This is a genomic window from Allorhizobium ampelinum S4 (assembly GCF_000016285.1).
GTDB classification, from domain to species: Bacteria; Pseudomonadota; Alphaproteobacteria; order Rhizobiales; family Rhizobiaceae; genus Allorhizobium; species Allorhizobium ampelinum.
The window spans coordinates 704382-722323 of sequence record NC_011988.1; the positions used below are offsets into that span (position 1 = coordinate 704382).

The 17942-nt window shown below is 58.7% G+C and carries 17 protein-coding genes; 9 read left to right on the forward strand and 8 right to left on the reverse strand.

Annotated elements, in window-relative coordinates; all coding sequences use genetic code 11:
* The first annotated feature begins 57 nt into the window (after positions 1 to 57).
* From AVI_RS20260 to AVI_RS20275, 4 genes are all read left to right on the forward strand, one after another.
* Positions 58 to 1590, forward strand: a complete 1533-nt coding sequence (locus AVI_RS20260) for an acyl-CoA carboxylase subunit beta (protein ID WP_012654005.1) — start codon at positions 58 to 60, stop codon at positions 1588 to 1590.
* Positions 1591 to 1669: 79 nt separating this feature from the next.
* Positions 1670 to 2047 carry a hypothetical protein gene (locus AVI_RS20265; RefSeq protein ID WP_012654006.1) on the forward strand — a complete coding sequence of 126 codons (378 nt, stop codon included), beginning with the start codon at positions 1670 to 1672 and terminating at the stop codon, positions 2045 to 2047.
* Positions 2048 to 2086: 39 nt separating this feature from the next.
* On the forward strand, positions 2087 to 2461 hold the full coding sequence (locus AVI_RS20270; protein ID WP_041698941.1) for a hypothetical protein: 375 nt from the start codon (positions 2087 to 2089) through the stop codon (positions 2459 to 2461).
* Positions 2462 to 2463: 2 nt separating this feature from the next.
* Positions 2464 to 4464, forward strand: a complete 2001-nt coding sequence (locus AVI_RS20275) for an acetyl-CoA carboxylase biotin carboxylase subunit (RefSeq protein ID WP_012654008.1) — start codon at positions 2464 to 2466, stop codon at positions 4462 to 4464.
* Positions 4465 to 4505: 41 nt separating this feature from the next.
* Here the strand turns inward: AVI_RS20275 and AVI_RS20280 are convergent, their stop codons facing one another.
* Together AVI_RS20280 and AVI_RS20285 are read right to left on the reverse strand one after the other, a co-directional pair.
* Positions 4506 to 4868 (reverse strand): type II toxin-antitoxin system RelE/ParE family toxin, encoded by a 363-nt coding sequence (locus AVI_RS20280; RefSeq protein ID WP_041698550.1) that lies wholly within the window; start codon positions 4866 to 4868, stop codon positions 4506 to 4508.
* Positions 4858 to 5127 carry a type II toxin-antitoxin system ParD family antitoxin gene (locus tag AVI_RS20285; protein ID WP_012654010.1) on the reverse strand — a complete coding sequence of 90 codons (270 nt, stop codon included), beginning with the start codon at positions 5125 to 5127 and terminating at the stop codon, positions 4858 to 4860. Before AVI_RS20285 ends, AVI_RS20280 begins: the two co-directional genes overlap by 11 nt.
* 118 nt (positions 5128 to 5245) lie before the next feature.
* Here AVI_RS20285 and scpA point away from each other — a divergent pair, with 118 nt between their 5' ends.
* From scpA to AVI_RS20310, 5 genes are all read left to right on the forward strand, one after another.
* Positions 5246 to 7384 carry a methylmalonyl-CoA mutase gene (scpA, locus tag AVI_RS20290; protein ID WP_012654011.1) on the forward strand — a complete coding sequence of 713 codons (2139 nt, stop codon included), beginning with the start codon at positions 5246 to 5248 and terminating at the stop codon, positions 7382 to 7384.
* 104 nt (positions 7385 to 7488) lie between these two features.
* The gene (locus tag AVI_RS20295; RefSeq protein WP_012654012.1) at positions 7489 to 7953 is read left to right on the forward strand and encodes a MarR family winged helix-turn-helix transcriptional regulator; all 465 of its coding nucleotides are present in this window, start codon (positions 7489 to 7491) and stop codon (positions 7951 to 7953) included.
* 5 nt (positions 7954 to 7958) lie between these two features.
* Positions 7959 to 10034 carry an FUSC family protein gene (locus AVI_RS20300; RefSeq protein WP_012654013.1) on the forward strand — a complete coding sequence of 692 codons (2076 nt, stop codon included), beginning with the start codon at positions 7959 to 7961 and terminating at the stop codon, positions 10032 to 10034.
* Between the two features lie 5 nt (positions 10035 to 10039).
* On the forward strand, positions 10040 to 10249 hold the full coding sequence (locus AVI_RS20305) for a DUF1656 domain-containing protein (protein WP_041698552.1): 210 nt from the start codon (positions 10040 to 10042) through the stop codon (positions 10247 to 10249).
* Positions 10246 to 11127 (forward strand): efflux RND transporter periplasmic adaptor subunit, encoded by an 882-nt coding sequence (locus AVI_RS20310; RefSeq protein ID WP_012654014.1) that lies wholly within the window; start codon positions 10246 to 10248, stop codon positions 11125 to 11127. Before AVI_RS20305 ends, AVI_RS20310 begins: the two co-directional genes overlap by 4 nt.
* Before the next feature lie 172 nt (positions 11128 to 11299).
* On the opposite strand, the gene AVI_RS20315 is transcribed toward AVI_RS20310, so the two are convergent.
* The 6 genes from AVI_RS20315 to AVI_RS20340 all read right to left on the reverse strand — a co-directional run bounded on the left by AVI_RS20315 (position 11300) and on the right by AVI_RS20340 (position 17937).
* Positions 11300 to 12142, reverse strand: a complete 843-nt coding sequence (locus tag AVI_RS20315; RefSeq protein WP_012654015.1) for a fumarylacetoacetate hydrolase family protein — start codon at positions 12140 to 12142, stop codon at positions 11300 to 11302.
* Positions 12143 to 12186: 44 nt separating this feature from the next.
* On the reverse strand, positions 12187 to 12921 hold the full coding sequence (locus AVI_RS20320) for an SDR family oxidoreductase (protein WP_012654016.1): 735 nt from the start codon (positions 12919 to 12921) through the stop codon (positions 12187 to 12189).
* A 214-nt stretch (positions 12922 to 13135) separates the two neighbouring features.
* Complete coding sequence (locus AVI_RS20325) at positions 13136 to 14326, reverse strand: thioesterase domain-containing protein (protein ID WP_234688606.1); 1191 nt, start codon at positions 14324 to 14326, stop codon at positions 13136 to 13138.
* 145 nt (positions 14327 to 14471) lie between these two features.
* Entirely contained in the window at positions 14472 to 15236 is a 765-nt protein-coding gene (locus tag AVI_RS20330; protein WP_049777352.1) for an NAD-dependent epimerase/dehydratase family protein, read from the reverse strand.
* A gap of 137 nt (positions 15237 to 15373) precedes the next feature.
* A complete protein-coding gene (locus AVI_RS20335; RefSeq protein ID WP_049777353.1) occupies positions 15374 to 16234 on the reverse strand; it encodes an SMP-30/gluconolactonase/LRE family protein in 861 nt (286 codons plus the stop codon).
* Complete coding sequence (locus AVI_RS20340; RefSeq protein WP_012654020.1) at positions 16231 to 17937, reverse strand: ABC transporter ATP-binding protein; 1707 nt, start codon at positions 17935 to 17937, stop codon at positions 16231 to 16233. The genes AVI_RS20335 and AVI_RS20340 overlap by 4 nt, the downstream gene beginning before the upstream one ends.
* Between the last annotated feature and the right edge of the window lie 5 nt (positions 17938 to 17942).

The following is a 17942-nucleotide window of genomic DNA, read 5'->3' on the forward strand; positions in this document are numbered from 1 at the left end:
CGATTCCGGTTTAAGCTTTTATGCTTTAAGGTCCGCGTGACAGAGGATGAGGATCACATGCCGACAATATTGGATCAGCTGGAAAGCCGCCGCGCCGAGGCCCGTCTTGGCGGTGGTGAAAAGCGGATTGACGCGCAGCACGCCAAAGGCAAACTGACAGCACGCGAGCGGATCGAGATATTGCTCGATGAAGGCTCGTTTGAAGAATACGATATGTATGTCACCCATCGCTGCGCGGATTTCGGCATGGATGGCCAGAAGGTGGCGGGCGATGGTGTCGTCACCGGCTGGGGCACGATCAATGGTCGGCAAGTCTATGTGTTTTCCCAGGATTTTACCGTGCTCGGCGGCTCGCTGTCGGAAACCCATGCCCAGAAAATCTGCAAGATCATGGATATGGCCGTCCGGGTCGGGGCGCCGGTCATCGGCATTAACGATTCCGGCGGCGCACGCATTCAGGAAGGTGTGGCCTCGCTTGCTGGCTATGCCGAAGTGTTTCGCCGCAATGCCGAGGTGTCGGGCGTCATTCCGCAGATCTCTGTGATTATGGGGCCATGCGCGGGTGGCGCGGTCTATTCACCAGCCATGACCGATTTCATTTTCATGGTGCGCGACACCTCCTACATGTTCGTCACCGGTCCGGATGTGGTGAAAACGGTGACCAACGAAATCGTCACGGCGGAAGAGCTGGGCGGAGCTGGCACCCATACGAAGAAATCCTCGGTAGCGGACGGCGCTTTTGAAAACGATGTCGAGGCGCTGGAACAGGTGCGCCTGCTGTTTGACTTCCTGCCGTTGAACAACCGCGAAAAGCCGCCGAAACGGCCGTTCTACGATGATCCGGCCCGGCTTGAAATGCGGCTGGATACCCTGATCCCCGACAGTTCCACCAAGCCTTACGACATGAAGGAACTGATCCACGCGCTGGCCGATGAGGGCGATTTCTTCGAGCTTCAGGAGGCTTTTGCCAAAAACATCATCACAGGCTTTATCCGGCTGGAAGGCCAGACTGTCGGTGTGGTTGCCAACCAGCCGATGGTGCTGGCGGGCTGCCTGGATATCGACTCATCGCGCAAGGCGGCCCGTTTCGTGCGCTTTTGTGATGCCTTTTCCATTCCGATCCTGACGCTGGTGGATGTGCCGGGCTTTCTGCCCGGTGTGGCGCAGGAATATGGCGGGGTCATCAAGCACGGCGCCAAGCTGCTGTTTGCCTATTCTGAGGCGACGGTGCCGATGGTGACGCTGATTACGCGCAAGGCCTATGGCGGAGCCTATGACGTGATGGCCTCCAAGCATATTGGCGCTGACGTGAATTATGCCTGGCCGACAGCGGAAATCGCTGTCATGGGAGCCAAGGGCGCGACCGAAATCCTCTATCGTTCCGAACTTGCCGATCCCGAAAAGATCGCGGCGCGCACCAGGGAATATGAGGAGCGGTTTGCCAATCCGTTCGTTGCGGCAGAGCGCGGCTTTATCGATGAGGTGATCATGCCACATTCGTCGCGCAAGCGCATCGCCCGGGCCTTTGCCTCGCTGCGGGGCAAGCAGGTTGCGACCCATTGGAAAAAACACGATACCATTCCGCTTTAAAAACGGGCCCACTTTGATAGCGGGTTCACTTCAACAACAAGATCGGACCTGTTCCGGCAGACAAGAAAGGGCGGCATGGATGTCCAAGGCCCCTGATATGACCAAGCACCGTGGATTTCCCTCCGGCATGCCCGGAACAGGTGTACAGTTCACCATTCGCCGGGCCAATCCCCGGGGCGTCACCCCCATCAAGGCCATGCCACGCAAGGCCTATCCAGGCACCAAGGAACACCGCATCGATGCGGCTTTCCTGCACGCGCTCTGGCATCACTTCGGCGCAGAACCCTTTGAGCGCGGCAATCTCGATGCGGCCCGGCTCAATCTGCTGTTTGGCCGCGAGGTGGTGGCGGTCGAAAAGGATTTCGATCCGCTGTCTTATGAAGCGATGCTGCGGATTGATGAGCGGGTGGCACGCCATAGCTTTCCGGAATCCTTCGATAATGTTTTCGAGGTGTGACGCGATGGTTTCCCTCCTGTTTCAACCGGATACTGAATGATGGTCAAAACCTCTGAGATGCCGAAACATCGCGGCTTTCCGGCGGGCCTTCTCGGCACGCAGTGGCAATTCACGCTGCGGCGCGCCAATTCCAACGTGACAAAGCTCACCTCCATGCCGCGTCATCGCACCATGGACCAGACCGTGGCATTGGCGGATATCGGCTTTGTGCGGGCGCTTTGGGAGTATTTTGGCGCAGAGCCTTTCGAGCGCGGCAATCTGGATGGCGAGCGGCTGTGCCGTCTATTTGGCCGGGAGCTTTTGGCCGCGGAGCGGGGTTTTGACCCGACCTCCTATACGGCCAAGCTGAAACTCAACGAAAAGCTGGCCCGGAAGAACTTTCCGCAGGCCTTTGACGACACGGCGGGAGTGTGACCATGGCAATTTCCAAAATCCTGATCGCCAACCGTGGCGAAATCGCCTGCCGGGTGATCAAGACCGCCAAGCGGATGGGCATTGCCACGGTCGCTGTGTATTCCGATGCCGATGCCAATGCGCTGCATGTCAAGCTGGCGGATGAGGCGGTGCATATCGGCCCGTCGCCCTCCAACCAATCCTATATCGTTATCGACAAGATCCTCGAGGCGATCAGGCAGACCGGTGCGGATGCCGTGCATCCGGGCTATGGGTTTCTGTCGGAAAATGCCGCCTTTGCCGAGGCGCTGGACAAGGCGGGCGTCGCCTTCATTGGCCCGCCGGTTGGCGCCATCAAGGCCATGGGCGACAAGATCACCTCCAAGAAGCTGGCGGCAGAGGCGGGGGTGTCCACTGTGCCCGGCCATATGGGGCTGATTGCCGATGCCGATGAAGCGGTGAAAATCGCTGCTCAGATCGGCTATCCCGTGATGATCAAGGCGTCTGCCGGTGGCGGTGGCAAGGGCATGCGCATCGCCTGGAACGATGCCGAGGCGCGCGAGGGTTTCCAATCGTCGAAGAACGAGGCGATGAACTCGTTTGGCGACGACCGGATCTTTATCGAGAAATTCGTTGACCAACCGCGCCATATCGAAATCCAGGTGCTGGGCGATAAGCATGGCAACGTGCTCTATCTCGGCGAGCGCGAATGCTCGATCCAGCGGCGAAACCAGAAGGTGATCGAGGAAGCGCCATCGCCGTTTCTGGATGCGGACACCCGCAAGGCGATGGGCGAACAGGCCGTGGCGCTGGCCAAGGCGGTTGGATATTATTCCGCCGGCACGGTGGAGTTTATCGTCGATGGCAATCGCAATTTCTACTTCCTGGAAATGAACACGCGCTTGCAGGTCGAGCATCCGGTAACAGAACTGATCACCGGGCTTGATCTGGTTGAGCAGATGATCCGGGTGGCATCGGGCGAAACGCTGGCCCTTGCGCAAGGAGATGTGACGTTGACGGGCTGGGCAGTCGAAAGCCGGCTCTATGCCGAAGACCCCTATCGCAATTTTCTGCCGTCGATCGGCAGGCTGTCACGCTACCGCCCGCCCAGCGAAGGCCAGCAAGCCGATGGCACGGTGGTCCGCAACGATACCGGGGTGTTCGAAGGCGGGGAAATCTCGATGTATTACGATCCGATGGTTGCCAAGCTCTGTACATGGGGCCCTGACCGGATCACCGCCATCGATGCGATGAGTGCGGCGCTGGACCGGTTTGAAGTCGAGGGCATTGGCCATAACCTGCCGTTTCTGTCGGCGGTCATGCAGCATCCGCGCTTTCGCTCCGGCAAGATCACCACCGCCTTTATCGCCGAGGAGTTTCCAGAGGGCTTTTCCGGGGTCGAGCCGGATGAGATGGCGGGTAAGACGCTTGCCGCCATTGCCGCTCTTGTCCACCAGCGGCGCGAGGCCCGTGCCGCGCAGGTCTCCGGCACCATGGGCAATCACGCCCGCACCATTGGCCGTGACTGGGTCGTGGGGCTGGCAGAGCAGAATTATCCGCTGACGCTTTCCACTGATCCCGGCAGCATGATGTTTGCCGATGGCAATGTGCTCTCGGTCGATGGCGTGTGGCAGCCGGGCCAGACGCTGGCAATTTTTACCGTCAATGGCCAAAGCATCGGGCTTAAAATTGACCTCAAGGGACCTGCTATCCGCCTGCGCTGGCGGGGCATGGATGTCGTGGCGCATGTTCGCAATCCGCGCGTCGCCGAGCTTGCCCGGCTTATGCCCCGGAAATTACCGCCCGACACGTCAAAAATGCTGCTCTGCCCGATGCCGGGTGTGGTGACAGGCATTGCGGTTGCCGAAGGCGACGCCGTGGAGGCCGGTCAGGCGCTGGCGACGGTCGAGGCGATGAAGATGGAAAACATCCTCAAGGCCGAGCGACGCGGCGTGGTGAAGAGGCTTGTTGCCAAGGCTGGCCAAAGCCTGGCGGTGGACGAACTGATCATGGAATTCGAGTGATGGGCAAATGTGCTTTTGGCCAAAGATCGGGTAGCCAAGGATCAGGCATCATCGCCCTGCCTCTCACCCAGTCGCGCCAGCATATGTCTCTGATGGTCCTGCCCGCCGAAAAAGATCGCCAAGATCTGGACCTGGTTTTTGACCTCATCGACTTTGAAATAGATGACGGCACGGTTTTTCGTCACATGCCGCAAGTCAGGCGAAATGTGTGGCAACAACGTTCCCTGAAAGGGCGTATGGACCAGCGCCTTCAAATCATCGTCGATCGCTTGAAGACGCGCCGAGGCGCGATCGAAGGCTTCCTGTATCGCGTCTCCGAAAGACAAATAGGCTTCGACAAGGTGATCGAAGATCAGGTCAAGATCTCGATTGCTGGCGGCAGACCGCACCAAATCAAAGGCCATAGAAAGACTTTTTGGCCGCGATTATCTGCTGGATTGTCCGGCTGCTTTCCTCGGCGTTCAGGAACGGACCTTTGCTACGCTCGTCGATTAGCGCGCGCAATGCCTGAACTTCCGCCTCCTTCATCTCTGTTTCCTCCCGCAGCAGCTCAAGACCTCGCTGCACGACGGCGCTTAGGCTTGAATACCGCCCGTCTTCCACAAGCTTGCGGGCAAACTTGTCTTGCTGGTCGGAGATGGAAACCGAGGCTTTCACGGACATGGGGACAGGCTCCTCAAGGATTAGCTATTAAAAATACTACTCAGTCGCATTAAAATCAAGCTGAACGGAGAGGCGCTTTCATGTCGTCTTTCGTCTGCAAGGGTGGAGGGATTAATCGATGTCGAAGAAGACGGTTGCAGATTGGCAGTCGCTTGCCGAAAAGGAGCTGAAGGCCAATCCGGACAGCCTGACCTGGCAGACGCCGGAAGGCATTGCCGTCAAGCCGCTTTATACGGCAGACGATCTTGCCGGCATGGACCATCTCGATAGCCTGCCGGGCTTTGCGCCCTTCACCCGTGGGCCACGCGCGACGATGTATGCCGGGCGGCCCTGGACGATTCGCCAATATGCCGGGTTTTCCACGGCGGAAGCCTCCAATGCCTTTTACAAACGCAATCTGGCGGCTGGACAGAAGGGGCTTTCCGTCGCCTTCGACCTTGCCACGCATCGCGGTTATGACAGTGACCATTCCCGTGTTGAGGGCGATGTTGGCAAGGCGGGCGTGGCGATTGACAGTGTCGAGGACATGAAAATCCTGTTCGACGGCATTCCGCTGGATGAAATGTCGGTATCGATGACGATGAATGGCGCGGTCATTCCGATCCTGGCGAGCTTCATTGTGGCGGGCGAAGAACAGGGTGTGTCGCGGGATAAATTGTCGGGCACCATTCAGAACGATATCCTGAAGGAGTTCATGGTCCGCAACACCTATATCTATCCGCCCGAGCCTTCGATGCGGATTGTCGCTGATATTATCGACTATACCGCGAGGGAGATGCCGAAGTTCAACTCCATCTCGATCTCCGGCTATCATATGCAGGAGGCGGGCGCGACGCTGGTGCAGGAACTTGCCTTCACGCTTGCCGATGGCCGTGAATATGTGCGGGCAGCGCTGGCCAAGGGCCTGGATGTCGATGCCTTCGCAGGCCGGCTGTCGTTCTTCTTCGCCATTGGCATGAATTTCTTTATGGAAGCGGCAAAACTACGGGCCGCCCGGCTGCTGTGGACCCGGATCATGCAGGAATTTAACCCCAAAAAGCCCGCCTCGCTGATGCTGCGCACCCATTGTCAGACGTCAGGCGTATCGCTGGCCGAGCAGGACCCGTATAACAACATTGTCCGCACCGCTTTTGAGGCGATGTCGGCAGTGCTGGGCGGCACGCAATCGCTGCATACCAATTCCTTCGATGAAGCCATAGCGCTTCCCACCGAGTTCTCCGCGCGCATTGCCCGCAATACCCAGCTGATCTTGCAGCATGAAACCGGCGTGACCAAGGTGGTCGATCCGCTGGCTGGCTCTTACTATGTCGAAAGCCTGACCAAGGAACTGGCGGATGCGGCCTGGGCACTGATCGAAGAAGTGGAAAGCCTGGGTGGCATGACCAAGGCGGTGGCTGACGGCCTGCCCAAACGCCTGATCGAGGAGGCCGCCACCCGCCGCCAGGCGGCTGTGGACCGCCGCGAGGAGGTGATCGTTGGCGTCAACAAATACCGGCTGGAAACCGAAGACGAGATCGACATTCTCGATATCGACAATGCCACTGTCCGTCTTGGCCAGATCAAGCGCCTTGAAGACACCAAGCGCCGCCGGGATGTAAAAACGGTGGAGGCGAGCCTGGTGGAGATGACCCGCATTGCCAAAACAGGAGAGGGCAATCTCTTGGCCGCCGCCGTTGATGCCGCCCGCGCCCGTGCCACCGTGGGCGAAATATCGGATGCCATGCGGTCGGTGTTTGGCGATCACACTGCCGTGCCCAAAGTGGTATCCAAGGTCTACGGCGACCGCTATCACGATGATCCAGAATATCAGACGCTTGTCGGCCAGCTATCTGACTTTGCCACAGTGCTGGGGGGCAAGCCGAAGATCATGGTGGCCAAGCTTGGCCAGGATGGCCATGACCGGGGTGCGAAAGTCATTTCCTCGGCGTTTGGCGATATCGGCTTTGATGTCATTGCCGGTCCGTTGTTCCAGACCCCGGAGGAAACCGCCGATCTGGCCGTCAGCCACAAGGTTCAGGTCGTCGGCATGTCCTCGCTGGCGGCTGGCCATAAAACGCTTGCGCCACAACTGGTTGCTGCACTCAAGGCCAAAGGCGCGGAAAACATCATCGTCGTGGTTGGCGGTGTGATCCCAAGACAGGATTATCAGTTCCTCCTCGACCACGGCGTCGCAGCCGTCTTCGGACCTGGAACAAACGTGCTGGAGGCCGCAAGAGCCGTCATCAATCTTATGCAGGGTCGGTTGCGAAACCAGTAAGACCACGCTTGAGGCGCGGGCTCTTTTCGGAAAGCACAGGGTTGTGGGTATTATTTTTATCAAAATAGTTTGAATACTAATTATATCCGTGCTATTTAGAAGTCATGAACAATGATCTCGACACCCGCAGACGTTTGACCAGCCAGCTGTTTTCGGCCGCGCGCCTCTGGCGCCGGACGATCGATGTGATCCTGGCCGAGCATGGAATTTCCGAGGCTTGCGCTTCGCCCCTGGTGTGGATCGGGCGGTTAGGGGGCGGTATTCGCCAGATCACCCTTGCCGAACATGTCGGCATTGAGGGGCCTTCGCTGGTGCGGCTGCTTGACCAGCTTGAAGCCTCGGGAATGGTCATGCGCAAGGACGATCCCACCGACAGGCGGGCCAAGGGTCTTTGGCTGACGCCGGAAGGCACGCGCATGGCAGCACGGATAGAAGCGGTGCTGGACGAGGAAAGGGCAGGGGTCTTCGAAGGAATTTCCCAGGCGGATCTTGAAACGACTCTACGCGTTTTAATGGAGTTTCAGCAGCGCTGCGTCGATCTGCGGGCGAGCCGGGACAAGAAGGACTAGGGTCGATGGTCGCACCAACCTGGAGAGACTGGGTGTTTTCCGGCAAGGCTTTTGCGGCTGCCATGCTGGCCCTTTATCTTGCCCTGATGTTTGATCTGTCGCGGCCCTATTGGGCTGTTTCGGCGGTCTATATCGTTTCCAATCCCTTTGCGGGCGCAACCAAATCCAAGGCGCTGTACCGTGTGCTTGGCACATTGCTGGGTGCAAGTGCTGCGGTTTTGTTCGTGCCGGTCTTCGTCAATGCCCCGGAGCTTTTATCTCTGGTCGTGGCGCTCTGGACCGGAACTCTGTTGTTTTTGTCGATGCTCGACCGTTCGGCGCGTGCCTATGTTTTCATGTTGGCCGGTTACACGCTGCCGCTGATCGCCCTGCCCAGCGTCAGTGATCCCGGCGGCGTTTTCGATGTCGCGCTGGCGCGGTCCGAGGAAATTACCCTGGGCATTTTATGCGCCACGCTCGTCAATCAGGTGGTGTTTCCCTCCAGCATCGGTCGCTTGTTTGGGGACAGGATCAATGTTTGGCTGGCCGATGCTGGTGCCTGGGCCGAAGATATTTTGCGCGGCGAAGGTGCCATACCGTCCACCCCGCTGAAACGTCAGCAATTGGCCTCTGACGTGTCCAGTCTTGACCTGATGATCAGTCAGTTGAGTTACGATCCGGGAACCAAGGATGTCGTTGGTCAGGCGCGGGAGCTTCGTGGCCGGCTTTTGATGCTGCTGCCAGTATTTTCATCGCTGGCAGACCGCCTGCATGCCGTCAAACAGCAATCCGGCCTGGATGACACCCTCATCGCACTGCTCAATGATATCGCCGATTGGTTCAAGCTGGGTGGCGGCGTCGAGACGGAAAAGGCTGGCGCCAGCCTGCTGGCTCGGATCAACACCATGCAGAAGCAGGATAAGCCGCATGGCTGGGATGATCTCGTCATGTCCAGCCTGCTGACCCGGCTGAAGGATGTCGTTGAACTCTGGCAGGATTGCCTGACGCTGCGCGATCACATCGCTAGCGGCGGCCATGCGGCGGAGACTTTGCCGCTCCTGCACACCAGGCGTATCTTGGCGGGCTCACGGCATTTCGACCATGCATTGCTCGCCATGAAAGTGGCCGTTGTGGTGGTGGGCATTCTATTGGCCTGCGCATTCTGGATTGCCAGCGGCTGGAGCCAGGGCGCGAGTTTCGTTTCCATGGTCGCGGTGTCCTGTTCGTTTTTCGCCGCCCAGGACCGGCCTGCGCCGATGATCCGCAAAATGCTGATCTGGACTGCCCTGTCGATTGTGGTGGCCTTTGTCTATCTCTTTGCCATTCTTCCGGCCGTCACGTCCTTCGAAATGCTGGTGCTGACGCTGGCGCCGATGTTCCTGTTCATCGGGTTGAAGATGAGCAATCCGCAAATGGGGATGTTTTTCATGCTGCTGGCAGTCAACAGTGCCACGCTGATCGCCATTCAGGACCAGTATTCCGCCGATCTGACCAGCTTTGCCAATGGCGGGCTGGCCACCTTGCTCGGTATTGGTTTTGCCCAACTCTGGGTCACCGTCGCCCAGCCTTTCGGGGCTGAACTGGCGGCTCGGCGACTGATGAAATCTGGGTGGCGCGATCTTGCCGATACGGCTTCCGGATCACGGTCGGGAGATGTCGACCGCCTTTCCAGCCGCAGTCTCGACCGGCTTGGGCAGCTTGTCCCGCGGTTGGCGGCATTGAATGTGCGCGATCTCGGCGATGTCGATGGCTTTGCCGATGTCCGGCTCGGGTTCAACGTGGTGACGCTGCAACAACAGCGGCCGTCGCTTGGGCAGGAAAGCGGTACGCTCATCTCACAGGTTCTTGCTGGCATTGCAGACCATTATCGGCGTCGGTTGAAGCTTGGTGGCTCAAGCCCGGCGCAGCCGCAATTGCAGGACACCATCGACAGGGCGCTCGAGACGGTGATGCGCAACGAGGGCGATGTCGGGCGCCGTGTGACCGACGCATTGGTCGGCCTCAGGCGCGTGCTGTTTGGTCAATCGCCACCGCCAAGCCTTTCCCCGCAGGCCGGTGGTTCGCAGTCCGGCGCCCACCAACTTTCTTTCGCAGCAGAGTAACGTCAATGCCGACCGAATTCGATATCTATGGCGTCTATATCCCGCGCCTTTTCGTGGTGATGCTGATCGCGTTGCTGATCAGCATGGTGATCCGCAAGCTGCTGGCCTGGATGGGTGCCTATGGGCTCGTCTGGCATCGTGGGCTTTTCGATGTTGCGCTCTTTGTCCTGCTGACGGCAGGTCTTTCCTTTCTAACACGCTGGTTTGTCTCATGACGATGTTGAAATCTCTCGGTAGGGTCGCTGTTACCCTGGTTGTCGTTGTTGCCGCGCTTTTTGCCGGCTATCACCTCTGGGTCTATTATATGGAAGAGCCGTGGACGCGCGACGGGCGCGTGCGCGCCGATGTCGCCGAGATTGCCCCTGATGTCACCGGTCCGGTCAGCGAGGTGCTGGCGAAGGACAACGCGACCGTGCGTAAGGGCGATGTTCTGTTCAAGGTCGATGCAAAACGGTTCGAACTGGCTCTGGAGCAGGCGCAGGCCGATCTCGATCAGGCGAAATCCTCGCTGGATGAGGCCGTCCGCGAACGCCAGCGCGAAGAGCGGCTTGGCGATTCCGCTTCGGCCCAGGCGCGCGACAAGGCGGTGTCTGCCGAAGAGCAGGCCCAGGCTTCCTATAACAAGGCCCTTGCCAGCCGCGATGTTGCCAAGCTGGATCTGGATCGCACCGAAGTCAAATCCACCGTTAACGGCACGGTGAGCAATTTCTCTCTTCAGGTCGGTGATTTCGTCAATAGAGGCACGGCTACGGTGGCTGTCGTCAACACCGATACCTTGCGGGTCGAGGCCTATTTCGAGGAAAGCAAATTGCAGCGCATTCGTGAAGGCGACCGGGCCTCCGTGCGGATCATGGGACAAAAAACCGTGCTGACTGGCCGGGTGGAAAGCATGGCGACCGGCATCCAGGACCGCGAGCGCGATTCAAGCTCCGGCCTGCTGGTCAATATCACCCCGACATTCAACTGGGTCCGGCTGGCGCAGCGCGTGCCTGTGCGCATTCATCTCGAAAATGTCCCAGAGGGTACAAGGCTGATCTCGGGCCTGACGGCCACAGTGGACATCCAACCGGAAGCGCAGGCTGGTCAGAAGTAGCGATACTGCATAATTCCTTCAACCGATTCCGGTTTGCGTCATTATCCAGTAAGCCACCGCGACCTCTGATATCTTGAGCCTCGGCATTTTTATTGCCGAGGCCGATATACTGCTGACGGCGAGCCTGTGGTGATTCGCACCGAACCACGAGGACGCAGCAACCACAAAAACCTTAGATATCGGCGATGAATGCCTGTTTCTGGGTGCCGAGACCTTCGATGCCCAGTTCGACCACATCGCCCGCTTTCAGGAAGCGTGGTGGCTTCATGCCCAGGCCGACGCCGGGCGGCGTGCCGGTGGAAATCACATCGCCGGGATGCAGGCTCATGAATTGGCTGAGATAGGACACGAGAAAGGCGACGCCGTAGACCATGGTCTTGGAGGAGCCGTCCTGCATGGTCTCGCCATTGACGGTCAGCCACATTTTCAGGTTCTGCGGATCGGCAATCTCGTCCTTGGTGACCAGCCAGGGACCGATCGGGCCAAAGGTGTCGCAGGATTTGCCCTTGGTCCATTGACCGGCCCGTTCGGTCTGGAAGGCGCGCTCGGACACGTCATGGGAAACGCAGTAACCTGCGACATAGTCCATGGCGTCTGCTTCTGACACATATTTCGCCGTCTTGCCGATGACGACGCCAAGTTCGACTTCCCAATCGGTTTTTTCCGAACCGCGAGGGATCAATACTTCATCATTAGGACCGCAAATCGCTGAAGTCGCCTTCATGAAGATCACCGGTTCAGGCGGAACGGTTGCGCCGGTTTCTGCTGCATGGTCGGAATAGTTGAGGCCGATGCAGATGAACTTGCCGGTGCCGGAGACGCAGGCGCCGATCCTGCCGGGCGCAAGTTCCGGCAGCGTTTCGGGATTGAGCGCCGCCAGTTGCGACAGCCCCTCCGGCGAAATCGCGGCGCCGCCGATATCGGTGACATGGGCGGAGAGATCGCGGATCTTGCCATCGCTATCGAGAAGGGCTGGCTTTTCCTGGCCAATCGGGCCAACGCGCATCAGTTTCATCGGATGTTTCCTTTCATGTTTCGAAGTATTTTCTTGGAAATGCCCTAAATCGACCAGCCGCCATCGATGGCATAGGCCTGTCCCGTCGTATAGGTGGCGCCAGCCAGATAGACGGCAAGATCGGCGATCTCTTCCGGCGTGCCGATCCGCCCAATCGGCTGGCGGGCGATGAAGGCGGCGCGGGCCGCTTCATAATCGCCTTGCGCCTTCAGCCTGTCCTGAAGCGAAGGGCTTTCGACCGTGCCGGGGCAAATGGCATTGCAGCGGATGCCCTTGGCGACATATTCGGCGGAGACGGATTTGGTCAGGCCGATCACGGCGGCCTTGGTGATGGAATAGGCGCAGCGGTTGGCAACGCCTTTCACGCTGGAGGCGACTGAAGACATATTGATGATCGCGCCATCGCCTTTTTCGATCATCGCAGGCAGGACGGCGCGGATGGTGCGCACCATGGCATGCACATTGAGGTCGAAGGCAAAGTCCAGTTCGTCGTCCTTCATGTCGAGAACCGAGCCAGCATGAACGAAACCGGCGCAATTGAACAGCACGTCGAAGGGACCGGTTTCAGTAATCACCGCCTTGACCTCTTCGTCCTTCAAAACGTTGAGCCGGCGTGTGGTGATACCAGCCTCCGCTTCCAGGCTGGCCAGCGCCTGCTCGTTGATGTCAGTGGCGACGACCGTGGCGCCGGCGCGGGCAAAGGCCAATGCGCTGGCCCTGCCTATGCCCTGGCCAGCGGCTGTTATCAGCACCTTTTTATGATCAAGAGACGACGACATTGGGTTTTCCTCCTGGGGTTCGGGCAGCCTTTGAGGGGACGAAGGGGTTGGGCTTTTGGTGCACGAACCACTCGTCTTCCTATCGATACCACCGGATTATTGCAGAATTTCCGCCTGATCCTCTTCCATTTCAAGGGGAAATTGTAATGTATAAATAATGCATTACGGGGAATGCGCGATGAACTATAGGTCGCTGGACGGTGTAAGGTCAAGCTTACTTGGCGCACTGATCTGAAGGACATCTGAGGCATTCGTCCAACCGCCAATCCAGGTCGCGGGCGAGTGTTTCGGCATTGCGGCCAATCACGATACTCTGGTGATTGCCGCGCATGTCGATCCACTCTGCGCCCGGCAAGAAAGCCTCCCATATGGTCTTCGGATCGCAATCAATCGGTGAACCACCAAGGGCGCGATAGAATGTCAAACGACCGGTATAAAGTCGTGGCCGGTAGAGCCCCTTCATTCTCAGAAGCTGACGGGCCAGTCGATCATAGCTGGGAGGGTAATTACCGATCCATTGCGGCGCCATCGTCGGATAGTCGGGGTGACGGGGATCGCGGAAGCGAAACAGAAATGGGCGGAAATAGGCGGCAATGCCAGCGGCTAGGGTGATCATCTTTGTCCATCGGGTGCTGATGGGAAGACCTCCATCACGTCTGGTGTGCCGGTCAGGCGGTATGGCGGTCGGGTCAAGCCGGGGCTTTGCGGTCCTCAGCCGCCGCGTCAAGCGTTTCAGCATGAACCGCGACCAGACGGTTAGCGGCCAGATATACTCGCTTTGGGGTGTGTCGATCAGGCCAAGAAAGGCGACATCCTGGCCACTGTCTTTCAATGCTCTCGCCAGTTCAAGCGCCAAAACTCCGCCGAAGGAATAGCCCATCAAACAATAGGGACCGGGAATGCTCGCCTCTCGCAGGGCTGTGAGACAGGTGCGAATTTCATCCTCGACCACAGCCGGGTCACGACTGGTGTTATCGAAGGGCGTCAGGGACATGCCGAGAATTCGGCCCGGAAAGTGCAATCGTTGAATGAAGTCCTGTACTTCCAGAAAACAGCTCAAGCCTCCGGCAAAAACGATCAATGTCTTGTCCGTGGAACCCTTCCTGATTTCGATAATCTTTGGCAGGTTCAAATAGGCCCCATTCTCGATGGCACGGGCAAGCGCCTGCGGACTTGGCCAGAGATAGAAACTGTTGACATCCAGTTCTATGGAGGTTTCCCGCCAGAAACGGTCAATGATGCGCAAGGCCCGGTTGATGGTCAGACCGTCTTCCAGCAGATTGTCTTCGGGCGACACAGCACGTTTCAATTCCTGGCGACAGAGATCGACCAGCAATGCCGTGACATTCATACGAACAGCCCGTTGCCGGCCCAAATCGTCTTCATTTACGATCCTCGCAGACATGATCTCGATATCCATCGCCTTAGGTGGAGAGGATAGTGAGGACAATCACGATGAAGCCAAAAGGCCTCGTCGTGGTCTATCTACGACATTATGCCGTTAATGAGAATGGATTTCACCAAAAAAGTCAGACCACGAGGCGCTGCGTTTAGTTTTGTGGCAGGGGGGCTTCGGCAAATGGTCCGCCCAGCAGGGGACCGATGATCTCGCTTTCGCGGCCCTGGTCCATCGGCGCGTCCTGTGACCGGTCCTGCGCTTTCCAGCCGAGCTTATCGGCGTCGCTACTCACCATGCAGCCGCGATCATTGTCGGAGACGCCGTAAACCATCAGGCAGCCGAGCGTCTCGACATTGAAGGCGCGGTCGACGAGACGGGTCAGGTCATCGGCACTGATCCATGTGGTAAGCATACGGGGGCTGCGCACCGTATCGAAGCAGGAGCCGATGCGCACGGATACCGATTGAATGCCGCATTTGTCGTGATAGGTGCGGGCCAGCAACTCACCATAGGCCTTGGACAGGCCGTAGAAACTGTCGGGCAGCATTGGCGCGGTCTCATCGATTGGCGCCCCGAACGGGTGTAAGCCGACGACATGGTAGGAACTGGCCAGCACGATACGCGGGACGCCAAGGCGTCGGGCGGCTTCGAATATGTGATAGGTGCCGCGAATATTGGCATTCAGCACGGTTTCGAACGATGCCTCATTGGCCATGCCGCCGAGATGGATGACGCCGTCCACACCTTGCATGACGGCGCATATCGCATCGAAATCGCCGAGATCGGCACCTTTGATGCCCCGGGCCGCATTGTCATGCAGGTCGCTCAACACCAGGTCATAGCCAAGCGCGGATAGGCGCGGTGCAAGCGTGGTGCCGATATTGCCGGCGGCACCGGTGATCAGGAGACGGGTCATCAAACACTCCTTGCCTAGAGTCTGTCTCCCAAAAGTGGTTTCCGGTTTTGGGGTAAAGACATGCGTATAAACAAAAACCTAAAGCACATTCTATGAGAGCGATTAAGCGGAAAGTGCTTTAGGTCAAATGGCCGGGCTCAAGCGATATAGCCGTCCGGTTTGCGCCCAGCTACCGGCAGATCGACCGCAAAGACCAGGCCCGCGAACGCATTGCCTTCTCCCCCCGGTTTCAGGCTGGTGATGAAAGCCGTTCTGAAATCCGGCCCGCCAAAGGTGATATTGGTCGGATTGGTGGTGGGCACATGGATGACCATATCGGGGCGGCCTTTGGGATCAAGTCGCAGCACGCGCCCGCTATCGGAGGCGGCGATCCAGTAAAAACCGTCCTCGTCCACCGTTGCGCCATCTGGGCGCCCGCCGATCTCGGACAGGTCCGCGAAGAGCTGTGGGGGCTCCAGTGGCATGCCATCACTGTCAAGCTCAATGGCCCAGACGCTAGCAAGGGTGGGATGGCTGTCAGACACGTAAAGCCGCCTGCCATCGGGCGAAAAGGCAAGACCATTCAAGGTGCGAAAGCCGTCGCGCACCACGCGAACCTGCCCTTTGTCGATGCAGAAAAGCCGCCCGAGATGGGCACGATGCGGCTCTATACTGCCGCACCAGAAGCGCCCAGCCGGATCGGCGATGCCGTCATTCATACGGGTGCCGGGCGCGGCAGTGAAAGGAGAATGCAGCAGTTCCCGGTTCAGTCGATCGCCATCCAGCGAGAGATATTCGAACCCGCGTGAGGTTCCAGCAATGAAACCGCCATCCGTTGGCGCGATGGAGGCAAGCGCGCCGTCCAGCACCCAGCGTTTCAAGCTGGCATCTTGCGGATCAAAGCGCAGCAGGCCGCCTGCCTCGATGTCGCAATACCAGAGCGCATCCTCATGCCATAGCGGGCTTTCCGCCACGGTGACGGCTGGAATATCAAGCGGTTGCGCGGTAAATTCTCTCATTGCACCCCCATCGCCTGCGGCATGATCAGCGGTTTGCGCCGTCTCGACATATCGGGCTGCGGCACTGAGGCGATCAGCTTTTGGGTATAGGGATGCTGGGGCCGCAGGCAGATGTCGTCGGCATCGCCCATTTCGACGATCTTGCCCTTTTGCATCACCGCCACCCGGTCGCAGAAATAGCGCACCACGGTAATGTCATGGCTGATGAAGATGAAGCTGATGCCAAGCTCGGCCCGCAATTCGGCCAGTAGATCGAGAACCTGATGGCGCAGCGACACGTCCAGCGCCGAGGTCGGCTCATCGGCGATGATCAGCCGTGGATTGGGCGCGATGGCGCGGGCGATGGAAATACGCTGACGCTGACCACCGGAAAAGGCATGCGGATAGCGGTTGATGGCATTGGTTGGCAGGCCAACGCGGTCGAGCAGATATTCCACCCGTTCCCGCATCTGGGTGGTGGTCAGGCCCATCATCCGCATCGGCTCGGCGATGGTTTCAAACACCGTCATGCGTGGATTGAGCGAAGAATGTGGGTCCTGAAACACCATGCGCATTTCCGTATAGAGATGACGCATGGTGTTGCGCGATGCTTTGGCGATGTCAACGTCTTGCCCGTTGGCATCGGCATAATGCACATGGCCAGCCGTGGGCTTGTAGATTTGCAGCATGGTGCGGCCAAGCGTGGTCTTGCCCGATCCGCTTTCTCCGACGATCCCAAGGGTTTCGCCGGGGGCTAGCGTTAGACTAACACCGTCGATAGCCTTAACGCCGAATGTCTGTTTCACTCCCCAGCGGCGGCGCGAGCCGAACTGCAAGTGCAGGTCGGAAACCTCCATCAGCGGCTTGGCGGCGGCGGGAAGCGTGCGGCGCGGCAAAGGTGTTTCCAGCTTCAGCACGGCGCCCAGAAGCGCTGCGGTATAGGCAGCGGCGGGACGGCGCAGAACCTGTTCCGCCAGCCCTTCCTCGACCTTTTCCCCGCGATACATCACCATCACCCGGTCGGCGATCTCAGCCACCACGCCGATATCGTGGGTGATGAACAGCACGGCCATGCCGCGCTCACGCTGAAGCGAGACGATCAGGTCGAGAATCTCGGCCTGGGTGGTGACGTCGAGCGCCGTGGTCGGCTCATCGGCAATCAACAGGCGCGGATTGCACGACAGCGCCATGGCGATCATGGCGCGCTGGCGCATGCCGCCTGAATATTCGAAGGGATAGCGGTCGATGGCGGTTTCCGGATCGGGAATGCGCACCTGACGCAACAGGTCGATGGCGCGGACGCGCGCCTCACCCTTGTCCATTTTCTCATGCAGCAGGATCGCTTCGATGATCTGCTCGCCGATCCGATGTACGGGCGATAGCGAGGTCATCGGCTCCTGAAAGATCATGGCGATCTGACCGCCCCGGATCGATTGCATGTCCTGGCTGGAGGATTTGAGCTTGGCGATGTCGCGGTCGGCTTTGCCGTTTTCGCCAGCGAGAAGGATCTCACCCGATGTCAGGCGACCCGGATCGGCCAGCAGTTTCAAGATGGCGCGGGCGGTAACGCTTTTGCCCGAGCCGCTTTCGCCCAGCACGCAAAGGGTTTCGCCTTCATAGACGTCGAAGGAGACATTGCGGACAGCCTGGATCACCTGGCGATGCACGGGAAATTCGACACTGAGGTTCTTGACCTGCAAGAGGGGCTTTACGTTCGATGTCATGGAGT

What these genes read in the sequence shown, in the direction of transcription:
- AVI_RS20270 (WP_041698941.1), top strand. Translation starts at nt 2,087, where the DNA reads ATGGTCAAAACCTCTGAGATGCCGAAACATCGCGGCTTTCCGGCGGGC.
- AVI_RS20305 (WP_041698552.1), top strand. Translation starts at nt 10,040, where the DNA reads ATGCCGACCGAATTCGATATCTATGGCGTCTATATCCCGCGCCTTTTC.
- AVI_RS20265 (WP_012654006.1), top strand. Translation starts at nt 1,670, where the DNA reads ATGTCCAAGGCCCCTGATATGACCAAGCACCGTGGATTTCCCTCCGGC.
- AVI_RS20330 (WP_049777352.1), bottom strand. Translation starts at nt 15,236, where the DNA reads ATGACCCGTCTCCTGATCACCGGTGCCGCCGGCAATATCGGCACCACG.
- AVI_RS20275 (WP_012654008.1), top strand. Translation starts at nt 2,464, where the DNA reads ATGGCAATTTCCAAAATCCTGATCGCCAACCGTGGCGAAATCGCCTGC.
- scpA (WP_012654011.1), top strand. Translation starts at nt 5,246, where the DNA reads ATGTCGAAGAAGACGGTTGCAGATTGGCAGTCGCTTGCCGAAAAGGAG.
- AVI_RS20310 (WP_012654014.1), top strand. Translation starts at nt 10,246, where the DNA reads ATGACGATGTTGAAATCTCTCGGTAGGGTCGCTGTTACCCTGGTTGTC.
- AVI_RS20335 (WP_049777353.1), bottom strand. Translation starts at nt 16,234, where the DNA reads ATGAGAGAATTTACCGCGCAACCGCTTGATATTCCAGCCGTCACCGTG.
- AVI_RS20315 (WP_012654015.1), bottom strand. Translation starts at nt 12,142, where the DNA reads ATGAAACTGATGCGCGTTGGCCCGATTGGCCAGGAAAAGCCAGCCCTT.
- AVI_RS20340 (WP_012654020.1), bottom strand. Translation starts at nt 17,937, where the DNA reads ATGACATCGAACGTAAAGCCCCTCTTGCAGGTCAAGAACCTCAGTGTC.
- AVI_RS20295 (WP_012654012.1), top strand. Translation starts at nt 7,489, where the DNA reads ATGAACAATGATCTCGACACCCGCAGACGTTTGACCAGCCAGCTGTTT.
- AVI_RS20320 (WP_012654016.1), bottom strand. Translation starts at nt 12,921, where the DNA reads ATGTCGTCGTCTCTTGATCATAAAAAGGTGCTGATAACAGCCGCTGGC.
- AVI_RS20280 (WP_041698550.1), bottom strand. Translation starts at nt 4,868, where the DNA reads ATGGCCTTTGATTTGGTGCGGTCTGCCGCCAGCAATCGAGATCTTGAC.
- AVI_RS20325 (WP_234688606.1), bottom strand. Translation starts at nt 14,326, where the DNA reads ATGTCTGCGAGGATCGTAAATGAAGACGATTTGGGCCGGCAACGGGCT.
- AVI_RS20300 (WP_012654013.1), top strand. Translation starts at nt 7,959, where the DNA reads ATGGTCGCACCAACCTGGAGAGACTGGGTGTTTTCCGGCAAGGCTTTT.
- AVI_RS20285 (WP_012654010.1), bottom strand. Translation starts at nt 5,127, where the DNA reads ATGTCCGTGAAAGCCTCGGTTTCCATCTCCGACCAGCAAGACAAGTTT.
- AVI_RS20260 (WP_012654005.1), top strand. Translation starts at nt 58, where the DNA reads ATGCCGACAATATTGGATCAGCTGGAAAGCCGCCGCGCCGAGGCCCGT.